A 13,847-nucleotide genomic window follows, 5' to 3' on the forward strand; every position below is an offset into this window, starting at 1 on the left:
GCTGCCAAGAACAATGGAGATCAACTGTGGTGTTCTTTAGAAAGCATTTCAATCGTCGACTTGCTTGGGGGGCGGGAGGGTGAAACCCGACACCGACCGGCGCAACTGGCTGGCCATTTTTGCCAGGTTACCGATACTTTCGGCCGTAGCCGTGGAGCCCGACGAGGTCTGCGTAGTGATCTGCTGAATCACATTCATCGTCAGCGAAATCTGCCCCGCCGACGAGGTCTGTTGCTGCGCCGCGTTGGATATGCTCTGGATCAGCGCCGCCAGGGTCTTCGACACGCCTTCGATTTCTTCCAGCGCCACCCCGGCGTCTTGCGCCAGCCGCGCGCCGCGCACCACTTCGGTGGTGGTCTGCTCCATGGAGATTACCGCCTCATTGGTATCGGCCTGGATCGCGCGCACCAGGGTTTCGATCTGCCGGGTCGCGGCCGACGAACGTTCGGCCAGGCGCTGAACTTCATCCGCCACCACGGCAAAGCCGCGCCCTGCATCCCCAGCCATGCTCGCCTGGATCGCGGCATTGAGCGCGAGGATGTTGGTCTGGTCGGCAATGTCGTCGATCAGGCTAACGATGTCGCCAATCTCCTGGGACGATTCGCCCAGGCGCTTGATGCGCTTGGCGGTATCCTGGATCTGCTCGCGAATGTTGTCCATGCCGTGGATGGTGTTGTGCACCACCTCGTTGCCTTTGTTGGCAATCTCCACCGAACGCTCCGCCACTGCCGACGATTCGGCGGCGTTGGCCGAGACCTGATCGATGGACTGGGCCATCTGGTTGATCGCGGTGGAGGCTTCGGCGATCTGCTGGGCCTGATGCTCCGACGCCTGGGCCAGGTGCATGGCGGTGGCCTGGGTATCCTGCACCGCTCCGGCGACTTGCCCGGCGGTGAGGTTGATGGTGGCGACGAGATCGCGCAACTGATCCACGGAATAGTTGATGGAGTCGGCGATGGTACCGGTGAAGTCTTCGGTCACCGATGCGGTCACCGTGAGATCGCCGTCGGCCAAGTCTTCGATTTCATCCAGCAGACGCATGATTGCGTTCTGGTTGCGCTCGTTCTTCTCGGCGGTTTCATGCAGTTGACGGTTGGTCTCTCGCACCATCACCAGGCCGATCAGGATGATCGAGGTCAGCGCCAGCAAGCCCAGCACATAGCCACCGATGGTGTCCAAGCTGCGCCCATCGGCGAGATTTTCAAACCCGGTGGCCAGGTGTGAGGCTTCATCGAGCAGGGTTTGCGACAAGTTGAAGATGTTGCTCGCCGATGCGCGCACTTGGAACAGTTGCGGCGAGGTCTCAAGAATTTCATCCACGGAGCCGGAGACAAACTCAAACAGCTCGGCAATTTCCGCCAGCCGCGCGCGGGCGTCGCGGTCTTCGACCTGGGTGATGCGCAGGCCGGGGTTGCCCTGGAGCATGCCGTTGAGCACCTGCCCAAATCGGTTGGCATCGCGGCCAAAGGCGTCGGCGGCCTGCGCGGCGGTTTCGTCGCCGGCGAGCACGGTGTTCACCGCCCCCAGGATACGTTCAGCCAGCAATGACTGGCGCTGGGCCAACGCCACTTGGCTGGCCGGGGCGCCACGTTGCAGCAGGATGTCGACGACCTTTTCCGACTCGATCTGCAATTGCGGCACGGTCTCGGCCAGCGTCGCGGCAACTTGATGCAACGACAGCACGGTCTGTTCGCTGGCGAGAATCGCATCGGTATTTTTCAGCAGCGCCTCCCAGTCGGTCTGTACGGCGCGCATTTCGGCGCGTACCGCACTGGGCGCGGCGGGCAGCCCGGTTTGCGGGTCGCCTTTTTTCAGGTAGCCCCAGCGCTGGGCGAAATCGTTGCGCGCCTCGCCCAACAGCTTGAACGCAGCCGCCTTGCCGGCGGCGGCTTCGGTGGCGTTCTTGGCAATGCGCTGGGACAGCACGCGCAATTCACCGGCGTGGCCGATGTACTGTTTGTCATAGGTCGACTGGGTGTTGAGGTACGCAAAGTTGGCGAACAGCAACATGATGAACACGATCAGTGCAATAAACAGCACGATGATCTGCGAGCGGCTGCGCGAGCCGGCCTGGGGTTTGGGCGTGGTGGCGGTGGTCATGCGGCAACGTCCATGAAGCCTGGGGCCTGGGCCAGGGCGAAGGGGCTGAAAACCTGCCACTGCTGGTCGCCGTCGAACCAGCCTTGGATATACGGTGCGTCGGGTGCGGCGTTCGCCAGCCACGCGTCTTGTGCAAAATGCTGCATCCCCACCACCTCGTCCACCAGCAGCCCGACAAACAGGTCGTTACATTCCACCACCAACACCCGCCGCTGTTTGCGCGCCTTGGACAGTTCAAGGCCGAGGAACCCACCCAGGTCCATCACCGGCAACAAGCGCCCACGCAGATTAGCCACGCCTTTGACCCAGGCCTTGACCCCGGGCATTAAAGTGCAACGCGGCTCATGCAGGACTTCGGCGACTTCACCCATGGGCGCCACATACCAGTGCTGCCCCAGGCGAAAGCCGATACCGCTCCAACGTTGCAAGCGGGTTTCCTGGGACGGCAGGTCGGCGGCCAGCAGGCGGCAGCGGCGGTCGATGTCCAGCAACAGCTCAAAGGCGGTTTGCGACTCGGTCATGATGACGTGCCGTCAGCCGGCCAGCACCTTGTTCAGGGTGGCGATCAGGGTTTCTTCATCCACCGGCTTGGTCAGGTAATCCTTGGCGCCCTGGCGTGCCCCCCAGATCTTGTCGGTTTCCTGGTCCTTGGTGGTGATGATGATGATCGGGATGCCGTTGGTTTCCGGCTCCTTGGACAGCTGGCGCGTGGCCTGGAAGCCATTGAGGCCCGGCATCACGATGTCCATCAGCACGGCGTCGGGTTTTTCCTGGCGGGCCAGAGCCACGCCGTCCGCACCGTTTTCAGCCTTGAGGACCTGGTGGCCATGCTTTTCCAGCATGCCGGTGAGTTTGTACATTTCGGTCGGCGAATCGTCGACGATCAGAACACGTGCCATGGTTTTCCCCACTACATAGGTGGACACCGGCCCTTGTGAGGCGGTGTCAGTGTGCTTGTTCTACTGCGGCGAAGGCAGGCACGTAGGCCTTGATTGCGCCCAGCAGTTCTTCCTTGCTGAAAGGTTTGGTCAAAAACTGATCGACACCCACGGTACGGCCCTTGGCCTTGTCGAACAGGCCGTCCTTGGAGGACAACATGATCACCGGGATCGACTTGAACGCCGGGTTGTTCTTCACCAGCGCGCACGTCTGATAGCCATCCAGGCGCGGCATCATGATGTCGACAAAAATAATGTGCGGGTGATGATCAACAATCCGGGCCAGGGCATCAAAACCGTCGATGGCCGTGATGACATCGCACCCCACGTTCTTCAACAGGGTCTCGGCGGTGCGGCGGATCGTCTTCGAATCGTCGATCACCATCACTCTCAAGGCGTTGGATTGCTGTTCCATATCTGCTCTGCCATCGCCACAGCGAATCGGTTTTCGGTGTGTACTGCCTGATGTTGCACAGGATGAACGCCGCAAGCCTTGGAATTCAAGGGCTGCTGCGCTGTGGCAGTCTTTTTAGCACAGTCTCCGGGCGCAATCTATCGAGCAACCGGCCGGGTGGTTTTTCCTTGACCCACAACAGCCGCAGCGCCACTCTGACGCCACTTTTGTGTGCCCTTATTTGCTAGAGGAAATCCCCCATGAGCGTTCGCGTCGGCATTGTCATGGACCCTATCGCCAGCATTTCCTATAAAAAGGACAGCTCGCTGGCCATGCTCCTGGCCGCCCAGGCCCGCGGTTGGACGTTGTTCTATATGGAGCAGCGCGATCTTTACCAGGGCGACGGCGAAGCCCGCGCACGCATGCGCCCGCTGCAGGTGTTTGCCAACCCGCAGAAGTGGTTCGAGCTGCAAGATGAAATCGACAGCCCGTTGAGCGATCTGGACGTGATCCTGATGCGCAAGGACCCGCCGTTCGACATGGAATTCGTGTACTCCACCTACCTGCTGGAGCAGGCCGAACGCGCTGGCGTACTGATCGTCAACAAGCCGCAGAGCCTACGCGACTGCAATGAAAAGCTGTTCGCCACGCTGTTCCCGCAGTGCACGCCGCCGACCGTGGTCAGCCGCCGCGCCGATGTGCTGCGTGAATTTGCCGCCAAACATGGCGATGTGATTCTCAAGCCGTTGGACGGCATGGGTGGCACCTCGATCTTCCGTCACCGCGCGGGCGACCCGAACCTGTCGGTGATCCTGGAAACCCTGACCGCCCTTGGCACCCAGCAGATCATGGGCCAGGCCTACCTGCCGGCGATCAAGGACGGCGACAAGCGCATCCTGATGATCGACGGCGAGCCGGTGGATTACTGCCTGGCGCGTATCCCGGCAGCCGGCGAAACCCGTGGCAACCTGGCGGCCGGTGGGCGCGGCGAAGCACGGCCTTTGTCGGACAAGGACCGTTGGATCGCCTCCCAAGTCGGTCCAACGCTGCGTGAAAAGGGCTTGCTGTTTGTCGGCCTGGACGTGATCGGTGAGAACCTGACTGAAATCAACGTCACCAGCCCGACCTGTATCCGCGAGATCGACAATGCATTTGGCACGAACATCGGCGAAATGCTGATGGCCGCCATTGAGCACAAGCTACAAGCCAAGTGACATAGAACAGCCGGACACATACCAACATTGCGTTATCATGCGCCACCTGTGAAACGCGCGATGTTGGTTTTTTTGTCATGACACTCCCGTCCGAACTGCCCCCCGAACTCTCCCATAGCGGCGTGCGCCCGGCTGATCGGCTCGGATTTACCCTGTTCCTGGCGGCCTTGATTCACCTGGCCCTGATCCTCGGCGTGGGGTTCACGATGGTCGAACCCAAGCAGATCAGCAAAACCCTGGAAATCACCCTCGCCACGTTCAAGAGCGAAAAGAAGCCCGAGAAGGCCGACTTTCTCGCCCAGGACAACCAGCAAGGCAGCGGCACCCTGGACAAGAAAGCCGTGCCCAAGACCACCGAAGTGGCGCCGTTCCAGGACAACAAGGTGAATAAAGTCACCCCGCCGCCGACGCCTAAGCCCGAGGTCAAGCAAGCCGCACCCAAGCCTGCGGTGACTACTGTCGCACCCAAACCGCAAAAAGCCCCGACCCAGCGCGAAAAGGCCAAGACCGAACCCACGCCCGAGCCCGTAAAGCCAGCACCGACCTTCGACAGCTCGACACTGTCCGACGAAATCTCCAGCCTCGAAGCCGAACTGGCCAACGAACAGCAGCTGTACGCCAAGCGCCCGCGCATCTACCGGCTAAACGCCGCCTCGACCATGCGCGACAAAGGTGCCTGGTATAAGGACGAGTGGCGCAAGAAGGTCGAGCGCATCGGCAACCTCAACTACCCCGAAGAAGCCCGACGCCAGCAGATTTACGGCAATTTGCGACTATTGGTTTCAATCAACCGTGACGGCACGCTATATGAAGTGCAGGTTCTGGAGTCCTCCGGCCAGCCATTGCTGGACCAGGCTGCCCAGCGCATCGTGCGCCTGGCGGCACCGTTTGCCCCGTTCAGCGGGGATTTGAACGACGTCGACCGCCTGGAAATCATCCGCACCTGGAAGTTCGCCAAGGGCGATCGGCTTTCCAGCAATTGATGACAATTGCCGGATGCGGCACATCCCCACCTTGTCAGTTCGCCCCTCCAACGCCACACTAGCGGACATGAAAAATGTCAGCCCGACCTACCTCAAGCACCAATTCCTGATCGCCATGCCCCATATGGCCGACCCGAACTTTGCGCAAACCTTGACCTACATTGTCGAGCACACGGCCAATGGTGCTATGGGACTCGTGGTAAACCGCCCGCAAGAGCTGAACCTGGCGGATATCCTCGAACAACTGCGACCAGACGTCGACCCGCCGGCCCGTTGCCAGGACGTGCCGATCTACATCGGCGGGCCGGTGCAGACCGATCGCGGTTTTGTACTGCACCCCACCGGGCCGAAGTTCCAGGCCACGGTCGATCTGGAAGGCGTGTCGCTGTCGACCTCTCAGGACGTGTTGTTCGCCATCGCTGACGGCGCTGGCCCCGAGCAAAGCGTGATCACCCTGGGCTATGCGGGCTGGGAAGCCGGGCAACTGGAAGCTGAGTTGGCGAGCAATGCCTGGCTGACCTGCCCCTTTGACGCCGACATCCTCTTCAACACCCCCAGCGAACTGCGCCTGGAAGCCGCGGCGGCGAAGCTGCGGGTCAACCTCAGCCTGCTGACCAGCCAGGCGGGGCACGCCTGATGGCCTTGCGTCTGATCCTCGGCTTTGACTACGGCACCAAGCAGATCGGCGTAGCCGTCGGCCAGGTGATTACCGGGCAGGCCCGCGAGCTGTGCACCCTCAAGGCCCAGAACGGTATCCCGGACTGGAACCAGGTCGAGGCCCTCATTAAAGAGTGGAAGCCCGACGCCGTGGTGGTCGGCTTGCCTTTGAATATGGATGGCACGCCCAGCGACATGTGCCTGCGCGCCGAAAAGTTCGCACGCCGCCTCAATGGCCGCTACAACATCCCCTTCTATACCCACGACGAGCGCCTGACCACTTTTGAAGCCAAGGGCGAGCGACGCGACCGTGGCGGGCAGAAAGGCAGCTACCGCGACAACCCCGTGGACGCCATTGCCGCCGCCCTGCTGTTGCAGGGTTGGCTGGACGAAAACACTGCTTTATTTGAATCCTGACTGACGCGGCTTGCCGCGTCTTTTTACGTTTACGCCCGGACCTTGCCCCCGCCAAGGCCTTGAAGGAGCCACCATGAGCTTGCCGAACCCCGCCGAACTGATCAGCCAGATGGCCAAAAGCCTCACGGCCCATCTGCAACACCGCGCCATCAGCGAACCGCGTTTCATCGGCATTCGCACGGGCGGTGTGTGGGTGGCTCAGGCACTGCTGGAGGCGCTCGGCAGCGATTCGCCCCTGGGCACCCTGGACGTGTCCTTCTACCGCGATGACTTCAGCCAGAACGGCCTGCACCCGCAAGTGCGCCCCTCGGCCCTGCCCTTCGAGATCGAAGGCCAGCATCTGGTGTTGATCGATGACGTGCTGATGAGCGGCCGCACCATTCGCGCCGCCCTGAACGAACTGTTCGACTACGGCCGCCCGGCCAGCGTGACCCTGGTGTGCCTGCTGGACCTGGAAGCCGGCGAATTGCCGATCAGCCCGGATGTGGTCGGCGCCACACTGTCGCTGGAAGCCCACCAGCGGGTAAAATTGTCCGGTCCCACGCCGCTCGAACTCGAACTGCAAGACCTTGCCCTTTAAACCGCCTTGTACAGAGTCCCCGCGATGACGCCTCTAGATGCCAAGCGCCCGCTGCAGCTCAATGCTCAGGGCCAGTTGCAACATTTCTTGTCCCTCGACGGTTTGCCCCGCGAACTGCTCACCGAAATCCTCGACACCGCCGACTCGTTCCTCGAAGTCGGCGGCCGCGCGGTGAAGAAGGTCCCGCTGCTGCGCGGCAAGACCATCTGCAATGTGTTCTTCGAGAACTCCACGCGCACCCGTACCACCTTTGAGCTGGCCGCCCAGCGACTGTCGGCCGACGTAATCACGCTGAACGTGTCGACCTCGTCGGCGAGCAAGGGCGAAACCCTGCTCGACACCCTGCGCAACCTGGAAGCCATGGCCGCCGACATGTTCGTGGTGCGCCACGGCGATTCCGGCGCTGCGCACTTCATCGCCGAGCACGTGTGCCCGCAGGTAGCGATCATCAACGGCGGCGACGGCCGTCACGCCCACCCGACCCAGGGCATGCTCGACATGCTCACCATCCGTCGGCACAAGGGCAGCTTTGAAAACCTCTCGGTGGCCATCGTCGGCGACATCCTGCACTCGCGGGTGGCGCGCTCGAACATGCTGGCCCTGAAGACCCTGGGTTGCCCGGACATCCGCGTGATTGCACCGAAAACCCTGCTGCCGATCGGTATCGAGCAGTATGGCGTGAAGGTCTACACCGACATGACCGAAGGCCTCAAGGACGTGGACGTGGTGATCATGCTGCGCCTGCAACGCGAGCGCATGGCCGGCGGCCTGCTGCCAAGCGAAGGTGAGTTCTACCGCCTGTTCGGCCTGACCACCGCGCGCCTGGCCGGTGCCAAGCCGGATGCCATCGTGATGCACCCGGGCCCGATCAACCGCGGGGTGGAGATTGAGTCGGCGGTGGCCGACGGCAACCAGTCGGTGATCCTTAACCAGGTGACCTACGGCATCGCCGTGCGCATGGCGGTGTTGTCCATGGCCATGAGCGGACAAACCGCGCAACGTCAATTCGAGCAGGAGAACGCCCAGTGAAGCTCAGCATTCTCGGCGCCCGAGTCATCGATCCAGCCAGTGGCCTGGATCAAGTTACCGATCTGCATCTGGAAGCCGGCAAGATCATCGCCATTGGCGCTGCCCCTACTGGCTTCAGCGCGGTTGAAACCATCGACGCCAAAGGCCTGGTGGCCGCGCCTGGCCTGGTGGACCTGAACGTCGCCCTGCGCGAGCCGGGTTACAGTCGCAAGGGCAACATCATCAGCGAAACCCGCGCCGCTGCGGCCGGTGGCGTGACCAGCCTGTGCTGCCCGCCGCATACCAAGCCAGTCCTGGACACCTCGGCGGTGACCGAACTGATCCTCGACCGCGCCCGCGAAGCCGGCAATTGCAAAGTGTTCCCCATTGGCGCCCTGAGCAAAGGCCTGGACGGCGAACAACTCGCCGAGCTGATCGCCCTGCGCGACGCCGGTTGCGTAGCCTTTGGCAACGGTTTGGAGAGCTTTCGCAGTACCCGCACCCTGTGCCGCGCCCTGGAGTACGCAGCCACCTTCGACCTGACGGTGATCTTCCACTCCCAGGATCGCGACCTGGCCGAAGGCGGCCTGGCCCATGAAGGCGCCGTGGCCAGCTTCCTCGGTTTGCCGGGCATTCCGGAAACCGCCGAAACCGTGGCCCTGGCCCGTGACCTGCTGCTGGTGGAACAAAGCGGCGTGCGCGCGCACTTCAGCCAATTGACCAGCGCACGCGGTGTCGCCCTGATCGCCCAGGCCCAGGCCCGTGGCTTGCCGGTGACGGCGGATGTGGCGTTATATCAGCTGATTTTGACCGATGAGGCGCTGATCGACTTCTCCAGCCTGTACCACGTGCAACCGCCGCTGCGCACCCGTGCCGACCGTGAGGGTTTGCGCGCGGCGGTGAAGTCGGGTGTGATCTCGGCGATTTCAAGCCACCACCAGCCCCACGAGCGCGATGCCAAGCTGGCACCGTTCGGCGCGACAGAGCCGGGTATCAGCAGCGTTGAGCTGTTGCTGCCGTTGGCGATGACGCTGGTGGAAGAGGGTTTGCTGGACTTGCCGACATTGCTCACACGACTGAGCGCCGGCCCGGCCGAGGCATTGCGCTTGCCGGCGGGTAAGTTGGCGGTAGGTTCGGCGGCGGACTTGGTGTTGTTTGACCCGGCCAGCTCCACGGTAGCTGGGGAGCACTGGCTGTCCAAAGGTGAGAATTGCCCGTTCATCGGGCATAGCCTGCCGGCGACGGTGCGCTACACCTTGGTGGACGGCCGCATCAGCTACCAGGCCTGATAGACCACACCTCTAATGTGGGCACGGTCCATGTGGGAGCTGGCTTGTCGGATCGCCGCACCGCTGCGATAGCATCACCTCGGTTTGATTGAAAGACCGAGGTGCCTGCATCGCAGGCAAGCCAGCTCCCACACAAGTAGGCGTCCACATTTGATTGTGTGCAGACTCAACGCCCGTTATTGCGCTCCGCATTCCGAATCGAAATCTGCGTATTCAGCGTCCAGAAGTCATACAGCACGCCCACCAGGAACAAACCGCCGGTCAGCAGGTAGATCAGGCCGGAGATCCATTTGCCCTGATACATACGGTGCACGCCAAATACGCCCAGGAACGCCAACAGGATCCAGGCCACGTTGTATTCGATAGGCCCGGCGGTAAAACGCAGGTCCGCTTCACGGTCCATGGCCGGGATCAGGAACAGGTCGATCAGCCAGCCAATCCCCAGCAAGCCCAAGGTGAAAAACCAGATCGTGCCGGTCACCGGCTTGCCGTAATAGAAGCGATGCGCGCCGGTAAAACCGAAAATCCACAACAGGTAACCGATCACCTTGCTGTGGGTGTCTTGTTGCTGGCCAATCTGTTGATAGGTGTTCATCGCGTACCTCTTTTGCCTCGATAGAAAAAAATTTTCACTTTCTTTGTGACTTTTTTACAGGCGCCCGACGTACGGCAAATGGTATCTTCCCTGCCCTGAAAGCCTTATGCCACCTGCCTTGTGTAGGACAATTGCGGCGAATCGTCGCGTTTTTCCTGATTTTGACGTCAAGGTTCAGTCGACAAACGGCCTGAGAACGACACTAAAACCTGTTATAAAGTTGCGCGCAAACCCATAAGAGCCACGCCTAATGCGACCATTTTTCAAGACATGGCTAACCATTTGCCTATTAATGCCACTGGCCGCCCACGCCACCAATCGTGAGCAACGACTTCCTAACGTTAACGGTTTCACCCCTAAAGTCCACAGCACGCCAGGTACTACCAAGTCGGTAAAGCTGACTGTCAACCGCCCGACTCAACTGAGCAAGGCCCACAACGGCAAAGCAGTACCGGGCCTGGTAGGCGTCAACACCAAGCAGAGCAGCACCGTCCTCAGCCGCGCCGTCAACGTGCTCGGTACTCCTTATCGTTGGGGCGGTAGCAGCCCAAGTAAAGGGTTCGACTGCAGTGGTTTGGTGAAATATGCGTTTAATGATGTTGCAGCGGTGGACTTGCCGCGCACGTCCAATGCCATGGCCGCCGGCCACGGGCAGAAGGTTGATCGCAAGGACCTGAAACCGGGTGACCTGTTGTTCTTCAAACTGAAGAGCCGCCAGGTGAACCACGTTGCCATCTACCTGGGCAATGACCGTTTTATCCACGCACCGCGCCGTGGCAAATCGGTGAGCATCGACACGCTGAAAAAGCCGTTCTGGGATAAGAACTACGTGATTGCCAAGCGGGTTCTGCCGAAAGAGCAGAACAACTTGCGGATCGTTCAGCGCTAAGTTCAATGCCACCAGACTCCCCATTTGGAATGCAGCCAAATGTGGGAGCTGGCTTGCCTGGGATAACGGTGTGTCAGTCGCAAAAATATCGTCTGACAGTGCGCTATCGCAGGCAAGCCAGCTCCCACACTGATCTCACTGCTCTCTAGATATCTGCAGGCACCCTCGCCTTCTCCCGCGCTTCCTCCCTGCTGATCACGCCCTCCCCGACCAACGCCTTCAAACTCATATCCAGCGTCTTCATCCCCAACGCTCCACCCGTCTGGATCGCCGAGACCATCTGCGCCACCTTGTCCTCGCGGATCAAATTCCGAATCGCCGGCGTGCCCAGCATGATCTCGTGAGCCGCCACCCGCCCGCCGCCCATCTTCTTCACCAGCACTTGAGACACCACCGCCTGCAACGACTCCGACAGCATCGCGCGGACCATGGCTTTTTCCCCGGCCGGGAACACATCCACCAGCCGGTCTACGGTCTTCGCCGCCGAGCTGGTGTGCAATGTGCCAAACACCAGGTGCCCGGTCTCCGCCGCCGTCAGCGCCAGGCGGATGGTTTCCAGGTCGCGCAGTTCACCCACCAGGATCACGTCAGGATCTTCCCGCAGCGCCGAGCGCAGTGCGGTGGAAAAGCTATGGGTGTCGCGGTGCACCTGGCGTTGGTTGATCAACGCCGTTTTCGGTGTGTGGATAAACTCGATCGGATCTTCGAGCGTAAGGATGTGCTGACGCCGATGCTGATTGAGAAAATCGATCATCGCCGCCAAGGTTGTGGACTTGCCCGAGCCAGTGGGGCCAGTCACCAACACCAAGCCGCGTGGTAGCTGGGCGATACGCTGAAATACATCTCCCAGGCCAAGGCTTTCCAGGCTCTGCACCTCAGAGGGGATGGTGCGAAACACGGCGCCCATGCCACGATCCTGCTGGAACACATTCGCCCGGAACCGCGCCACGTCGGGTAGCTCGAAAGCAAAATCCGTTTCAAGAGATGTTTCGAAATCCTTTTGTTGGTGCTGATTCAGTAAGGGGCTCAATAAGTCCGCAACTTGCGTAGGTGAGAGCACCGGCCAATCCAGCGGCCACACCTCGCCATCCACCCGCAACATCGGCGCCAGGCCAGCCGACAAATGCAGGTCGGAGGCGCCACGGCGCACGCTGGCCGTGAGTAATTCAGTGATATCCATAGGGCTTTCCATTTCCAGTAGAATGCCGCGGACTCCATATCCACGGGCGCATCTTGAATGTCGACGATAGCAGACAACATCGGCCTGGTTAGCCAGCGCATCCGCGCCGCAGCCGACGCCGTGCAACGTGACGCAAGCAGCATCCACCTGCTGGCCGTGAGCAAGACCAAACCCGCACTCGCAGTGCGCGAAGCCTATGCCGCCGGGATGCGCGATTTTGGCGAAAACTATCTACAGGAAGCGTTGGGAAAACAGGCGGAATTGACCGACCTGCCCTTGAGTTGGCACTTCATCGGCCCCATTCAATCGAACAAGACTCGTGCGATCGCCGAGAACTTCGCTTGGGTGCATTCCGTGGACCGTTTGAAAATTGCTCAACGTTTGTCCGAACAGCGCCCGGCCAACCTGCCGCCGCTGAATATCTGCATTCAGGTCAACGTCAGTGGCGAAGCCAGCAAGTCCGGCTGTACACCCGCCGACCTGCCGGCCCTGGCCAATGCGATCAGCGCCCTGCCGCGCCTGAAACTGCGTGGCTTGATGGCGATCCCCGAGCCGACTGAAGATCGGGCGGCCCAAGATGCGGCGTTCGCCACCGTACGCGAGCTGCAAGCCCGTTTGAATCTGCCGTTGGACACACTTTCCATGGGCATGAGCCACGACCTCGAGTCGGCCATTGCCCAAGGCGCCACCTGGGTGCGGATCGGTACCGCCCTGTTTGGCGCCCGCGACTACGGCCAGCCTTGAAAATGGCTGACTTCTATTTAACCAAGGACCTGTCATGACAGACACGCGTATAGCTTTTATCGGCGCCGGCAACATGGCGGCCAGCCTGATCGGTGGCCTACGGGCCCAAGGCCTGGGCAGCGCGCAAATTCGCGCCAGCGACCCGGGCGCCGAGACCCGTGCCCGCGTCAGCGCCGAGCACGGCATTGAAACCTTTGCCGACAACGCCGAGGCCATCCAGGGCGTCGATGTGATCGTGCTGGCAGTCAAGCCGCAAGCCATGAAGGCCGTGTGCGAAAGCCTGCGCCCGAGCCTGCAGCCGCAGCAACTGGTGGTGTCCATCGCCGCCGGGATCAACTGCGCCAGCCTGAAGCAATGGCTCGGCGCCCAGCCGATCGTGCGTTGCATGCCCAACACCCCTTCGCTGCTGCGCAAAGGCGTGAGCGGCCTGTATGCCACCGCCGAAGTCAGCGCTGCCCAGCGTGACCAGGCCCAGGAGCTGCTGTCCGCCGTGGGCATCGCCCTGTGGCTGGAACAGGAGCAGCAACTGGACGCGGTCACCGCTGTGTCCGGCAGCGGCCCGGCGTATTTCTTCCTATTGATCGAAGCCATGACCGCCGCCGGCGTGAAACTGGGCCTGTCCAAGGACGTTGCCGAGCAACTGGCTGAACAGACCGCCCTGGGCGCCGCACATATGGCGGTGGCCAGCGACGTGGACGCGGCCGAGTTGCGCCGTCGCGTGACCTCCCCTGGCGGCACCACACAGGCAGCCATCGAGTCGTTCCAGGCCGGGGGCTTTGAAGCCCTGGTTGAAAAAGCATTGGGCGCCGCTGCGCACCGCTCGGCCGAACTCGCCGAACAACTTGGCAAATAAGGAGCC

General features: G+C 61.4%; 16 protein-coding genes. 10 read left to right on the plus strand and 6 right to left on the minus strand.

What is annotated here, in order from left to right; all coding sequences use genetic code 11:
• Positions 1–48: 48 nt before the first annotated feature.
• From AB4O35_RS04025 to pilG, 4 genes are read right to left on the minus strand one after another with little or no spacing between them, the layout of a single operon-like run.
• Positions 49–2,100: a methyl-accepting chemotaxis protein gene (locus AB4O35_RS04025; protein ID WP_065871937.1), complete on the minus strand. Its 2,052-nt coding sequence runs from the start codon at positions 2,098–2,100 to the stop codon at positions 49–51.
• The gene (locus tag AB4O35_RS04030; protein ID WP_065871938.1) at positions 2,097–2,621 is read right to left on the minus strand and encodes a chemotaxis protein CheW; all 525 of its coding nucleotides are present in this window, start codon (positions 2,619–2,621) and stop codon (positions 2,097–2,099) included. The genes AB4O35_RS04025 and AB4O35_RS04030 overlap by 4 nt, the downstream gene beginning before the upstream one ends.
• 12 nt (positions 2,622–2,633) lie before the next feature.
• Positions 2,634–2,999, minus strand: a complete 366-nt coding sequence (gene pilH / locus AB4O35_RS04035; protein ID WP_014720320.1) for a twitching motility response regulator PilH — start codon at positions 2,997–2,999, stop codon at positions 2,634–2,636.
• A gap of 46 nt (positions 3,000–3,045) precedes the next feature.
• Positions 3,046–3,453: a twitching motility response regulator PilG gene (pilG, locus tag AB4O35_RS04040; RefSeq protein WP_049711119.1), complete on the minus strand. Its 408-nt coding sequence runs from the start codon at positions 3,451–3,453 to the stop codon at positions 3,046–3,048.
• Positions 3,454–3,692: 239 nt separating this feature from the next.
• Between pilG and gshB the strand changes: the two genes are divergently transcribed.
• From gshB to AB4O35_RS04075, 7 genes are all read left to right on the plus strand, one after another.
• Positions 3,693–4,646 carry a glutathione synthase gene (gshB, locus tag AB4O35_RS04045; RefSeq protein ID WP_065871939.1) on the plus strand — a complete coding sequence of 318 codons (954 nt, stop codon included), beginning with the start codon at positions 3,693–3,695 and terminating at the stop codon, positions 4,644–4,646.
• 77 nt (positions 4,647–4,723) lie between these two features.
• On the plus strand, positions 4,724–5,629 hold the full coding sequence (locus AB4O35_RS04050) for an energy transducer TonB (RefSeq protein WP_065871940.1): 906 nt from the start codon (positions 4,724–4,726) through the stop codon (positions 5,627–5,629).
• A gap of 67 nt (positions 5,630–5,696) precedes the next feature.
• Positions 5,697–6,266, plus strand: a complete 570-nt coding sequence (locus tag AB4O35_RS04055; RefSeq protein ID WP_065871941.1) for a YqgE/AlgH family protein — start codon at positions 5,697–5,699, stop codon at positions 6,264–6,266.
• Positions 6,266–6,703, plus strand: a complete 438-nt coding sequence (gene ruvX / locus AB4O35_RS04060; protein ID WP_003176676.1) for a Holliday junction resolvase RuvX — start codon at positions 6,266–6,268, stop codon at positions 6,701–6,703. Before AB4O35_RS04055 ends, ruvX begins: the two co-directional genes overlap by 1 nt.
• Before the next feature lie 73 nt (positions 6,704–6,776).
• Positions 6,777–7,283, plus strand: a complete 507-nt coding sequence (pyrR, locus tag AB4O35_RS04065) for a bifunctional pyr operon transcriptional regulator/uracil phosphoribosyltransferase PyrR (RefSeq protein WP_065871942.1) — start codon at positions 6,777–6,779, stop codon at positions 7,281–7,283.
• 24 nt (positions 7,284–7,307) lie between these two features.
• The gene (locus AB4O35_RS04070) at positions 7,308–8,312 is read left to right on the plus strand and encodes an aspartate carbamoyltransferase catalytic subunit (protein ID WP_025857712.1); all 1,005 of its coding nucleotides are present in this window, start codon (positions 7,308–7,310) and stop codon (positions 8,310–8,312) included.
• A complete protein-coding gene (locus AB4O35_RS04075; protein WP_065871943.1) occupies positions 8,309–9,580 on the plus strand; it encodes a dihydroorotase in 1,272 nt (423 codons plus the stop codon). Before AB4O35_RS04070 ends, AB4O35_RS04075 begins: the two co-directional genes overlap by 4 nt.
• Positions 9,581–9,746: 166 nt before the next feature.
• On the opposite strand, the gene AB4O35_RS04080 is transcribed toward AB4O35_RS04075, so the two are convergent.
• Positions 9,747–10,175, minus strand: a complete 429-nt coding sequence (locus AB4O35_RS04080) for an NINE protein (protein ID WP_065871944.1) — start codon at positions 10,173–10,175, stop codon at positions 9,747–9,749.
• A 250-nt stretch (positions 10,176–10,425) separates the two neighbouring features.
• Here AB4O35_RS04080 and AB4O35_RS04085 point away from each other — a divergent pair, with 250 nt between their 5' ends.
• On the plus strand, positions 10,426–11,064 hold the full coding sequence (locus AB4O35_RS04085) for a C40 family peptidase (RefSeq protein WP_065871945.1): 639 nt from the start codon (positions 10,426–10,428) through the stop codon (positions 11,062–11,064).
• A gap of 145 nt (positions 11,065–11,209) precedes the next feature.
• Here the strand turns inward: AB4O35_RS04085 and AB4O35_RS04090 are convergent, their stop codons facing one another.
• Complete coding sequence (locus AB4O35_RS04090) at positions 11,210–12,244, minus strand: type IV pilus twitching motility protein PilT (RefSeq protein ID WP_065871946.1); 1,035 nt, start codon at positions 12,242–12,244, stop codon at positions 11,210–11,212.
• A 57-nt stretch (positions 12,245–12,301) separates the two neighbouring features.
• On the opposite strand from AB4O35_RS04090, the gene AB4O35_RS04095 reads away from it, so the two are divergent.
• Positions 12,302–12,988 carry a YggS family pyridoxal phosphate-dependent enzyme gene (locus AB4O35_RS04095; protein WP_065871947.1) on the plus strand — a complete coding sequence of 229 codons (687 nt, stop codon included), beginning with the start codon at positions 12,302–12,304 and terminating at the stop codon, positions 12,986–12,988.
• Positions 12,989–13,022: 34 nt separating this feature from the next.
• Positions 13,023–13,841 (plus strand): pyrroline-5-carboxylate reductase, encoded by an 819-nt coding sequence (proC, locus tag AB4O35_RS04100; protein WP_065871948.1) that lies wholly within the window; start codon positions 13,023–13,025, stop codon positions 13,839–13,841.
• The last annotated feature ends 6 nt before the right edge of the window (positions 13,842–13,847 follow it).

The organism is Pseudomonas sp. H1_A03 (assembly GCF_054685145.1).

Coding starts and splice junctions, on each gene's coding strand:
- AB4O35_RS04025 (WP_065871937.1), bottom strand. CDS start 2,100: ATGACCACCGCCACCACGCCCAAACCCCAGGCCGGCTCGCGCAGCCGC.
- AB4O35_RS04030 (WP_065871938.1), bottom strand. CDS start 2,621: ATGACCGAGTCGCAAACCGCCTTTGAGCTGTTGCTGGACATCGACCGC.
- pilH (WP_014720320.1), bottom strand. CDS start 2,999: ATGGCACGTGTTCTGATCGTCGACGATTCGCCGACCGAAATGTACAAA.
- pilG (WP_049711119.1), bottom strand. CDS start 3,453: ATGGAACAGCAATCCAACGCCTTGAGAGTGATGGTGATCGACGATTCG.
- gshB (WP_065871939.1), top strand. CDS start 3,693: ATGAGCGTTCGCGTCGGCATTGTCATGGACCCTATCGCCAGCATTTCC.
- AB4O35_RS04050 (WP_065871940.1), top strand. CDS start 4,724: ATGACACTCCCGTCCGAACTGCCCCCCGAACTCTCCCATAGCGGCGTG.
- AB4O35_RS04055 (WP_065871941.1), top strand. CDS start 5,697: ATGAAAAATGTCAGCCCGACCTACCTCAAGCACCAATTCCTGATCGCC.
- ruvX (WP_003176676.1), top strand. CDS start 6,266: ATGGCCTTGCGTCTGATCCTCGGCTTTGACTACGGCACCAAGCAGATC.
- pyrR (WP_065871942.1), top strand. CDS start 6,777: ATGAGCTTGCCGAACCCCGCCGAACTGATCAGCCAGATGGCCAAAAGC.
- AB4O35_RS04070 (WP_025857712.1), top strand. CDS start 7,308: ATGACGCCTCTAGATGCCAAGCGCCCGCTGCAGCTCAATGCTCAGGGC.
- AB4O35_RS04080 (WP_065871944.1), bottom strand. CDS start 10,175: ATGAACACCTATCAACAGATTGGCCAGCAACAAGACACCCACAGCAAG.
- AB4O35_RS04085 (WP_065871945.1), top strand. CDS start 10,426: ATGCGACCATTTTTCAAGACATGGCTAACCATTTGCCTATTAATGCCA.
- AB4O35_RS04090 (WP_065871946.1), bottom strand. CDS start 12,244: ATGGATATCACTGAATTACTCACGGCCAGCGTGCGCCGTGGCGCCTCC.
- AB4O35_RS04095 (WP_065871947.1), top strand. CDS start 12,302: ATGTCGACGATAGCAGACAACATCGGCCTGGTTAGCCAGCGCATCCGC.
- proC (WP_065871948.1), top strand. CDS start 13,023: ATGACAGACACGCGTATAGCTTTTATCGGCGCCGGCAACATGGCGGCC.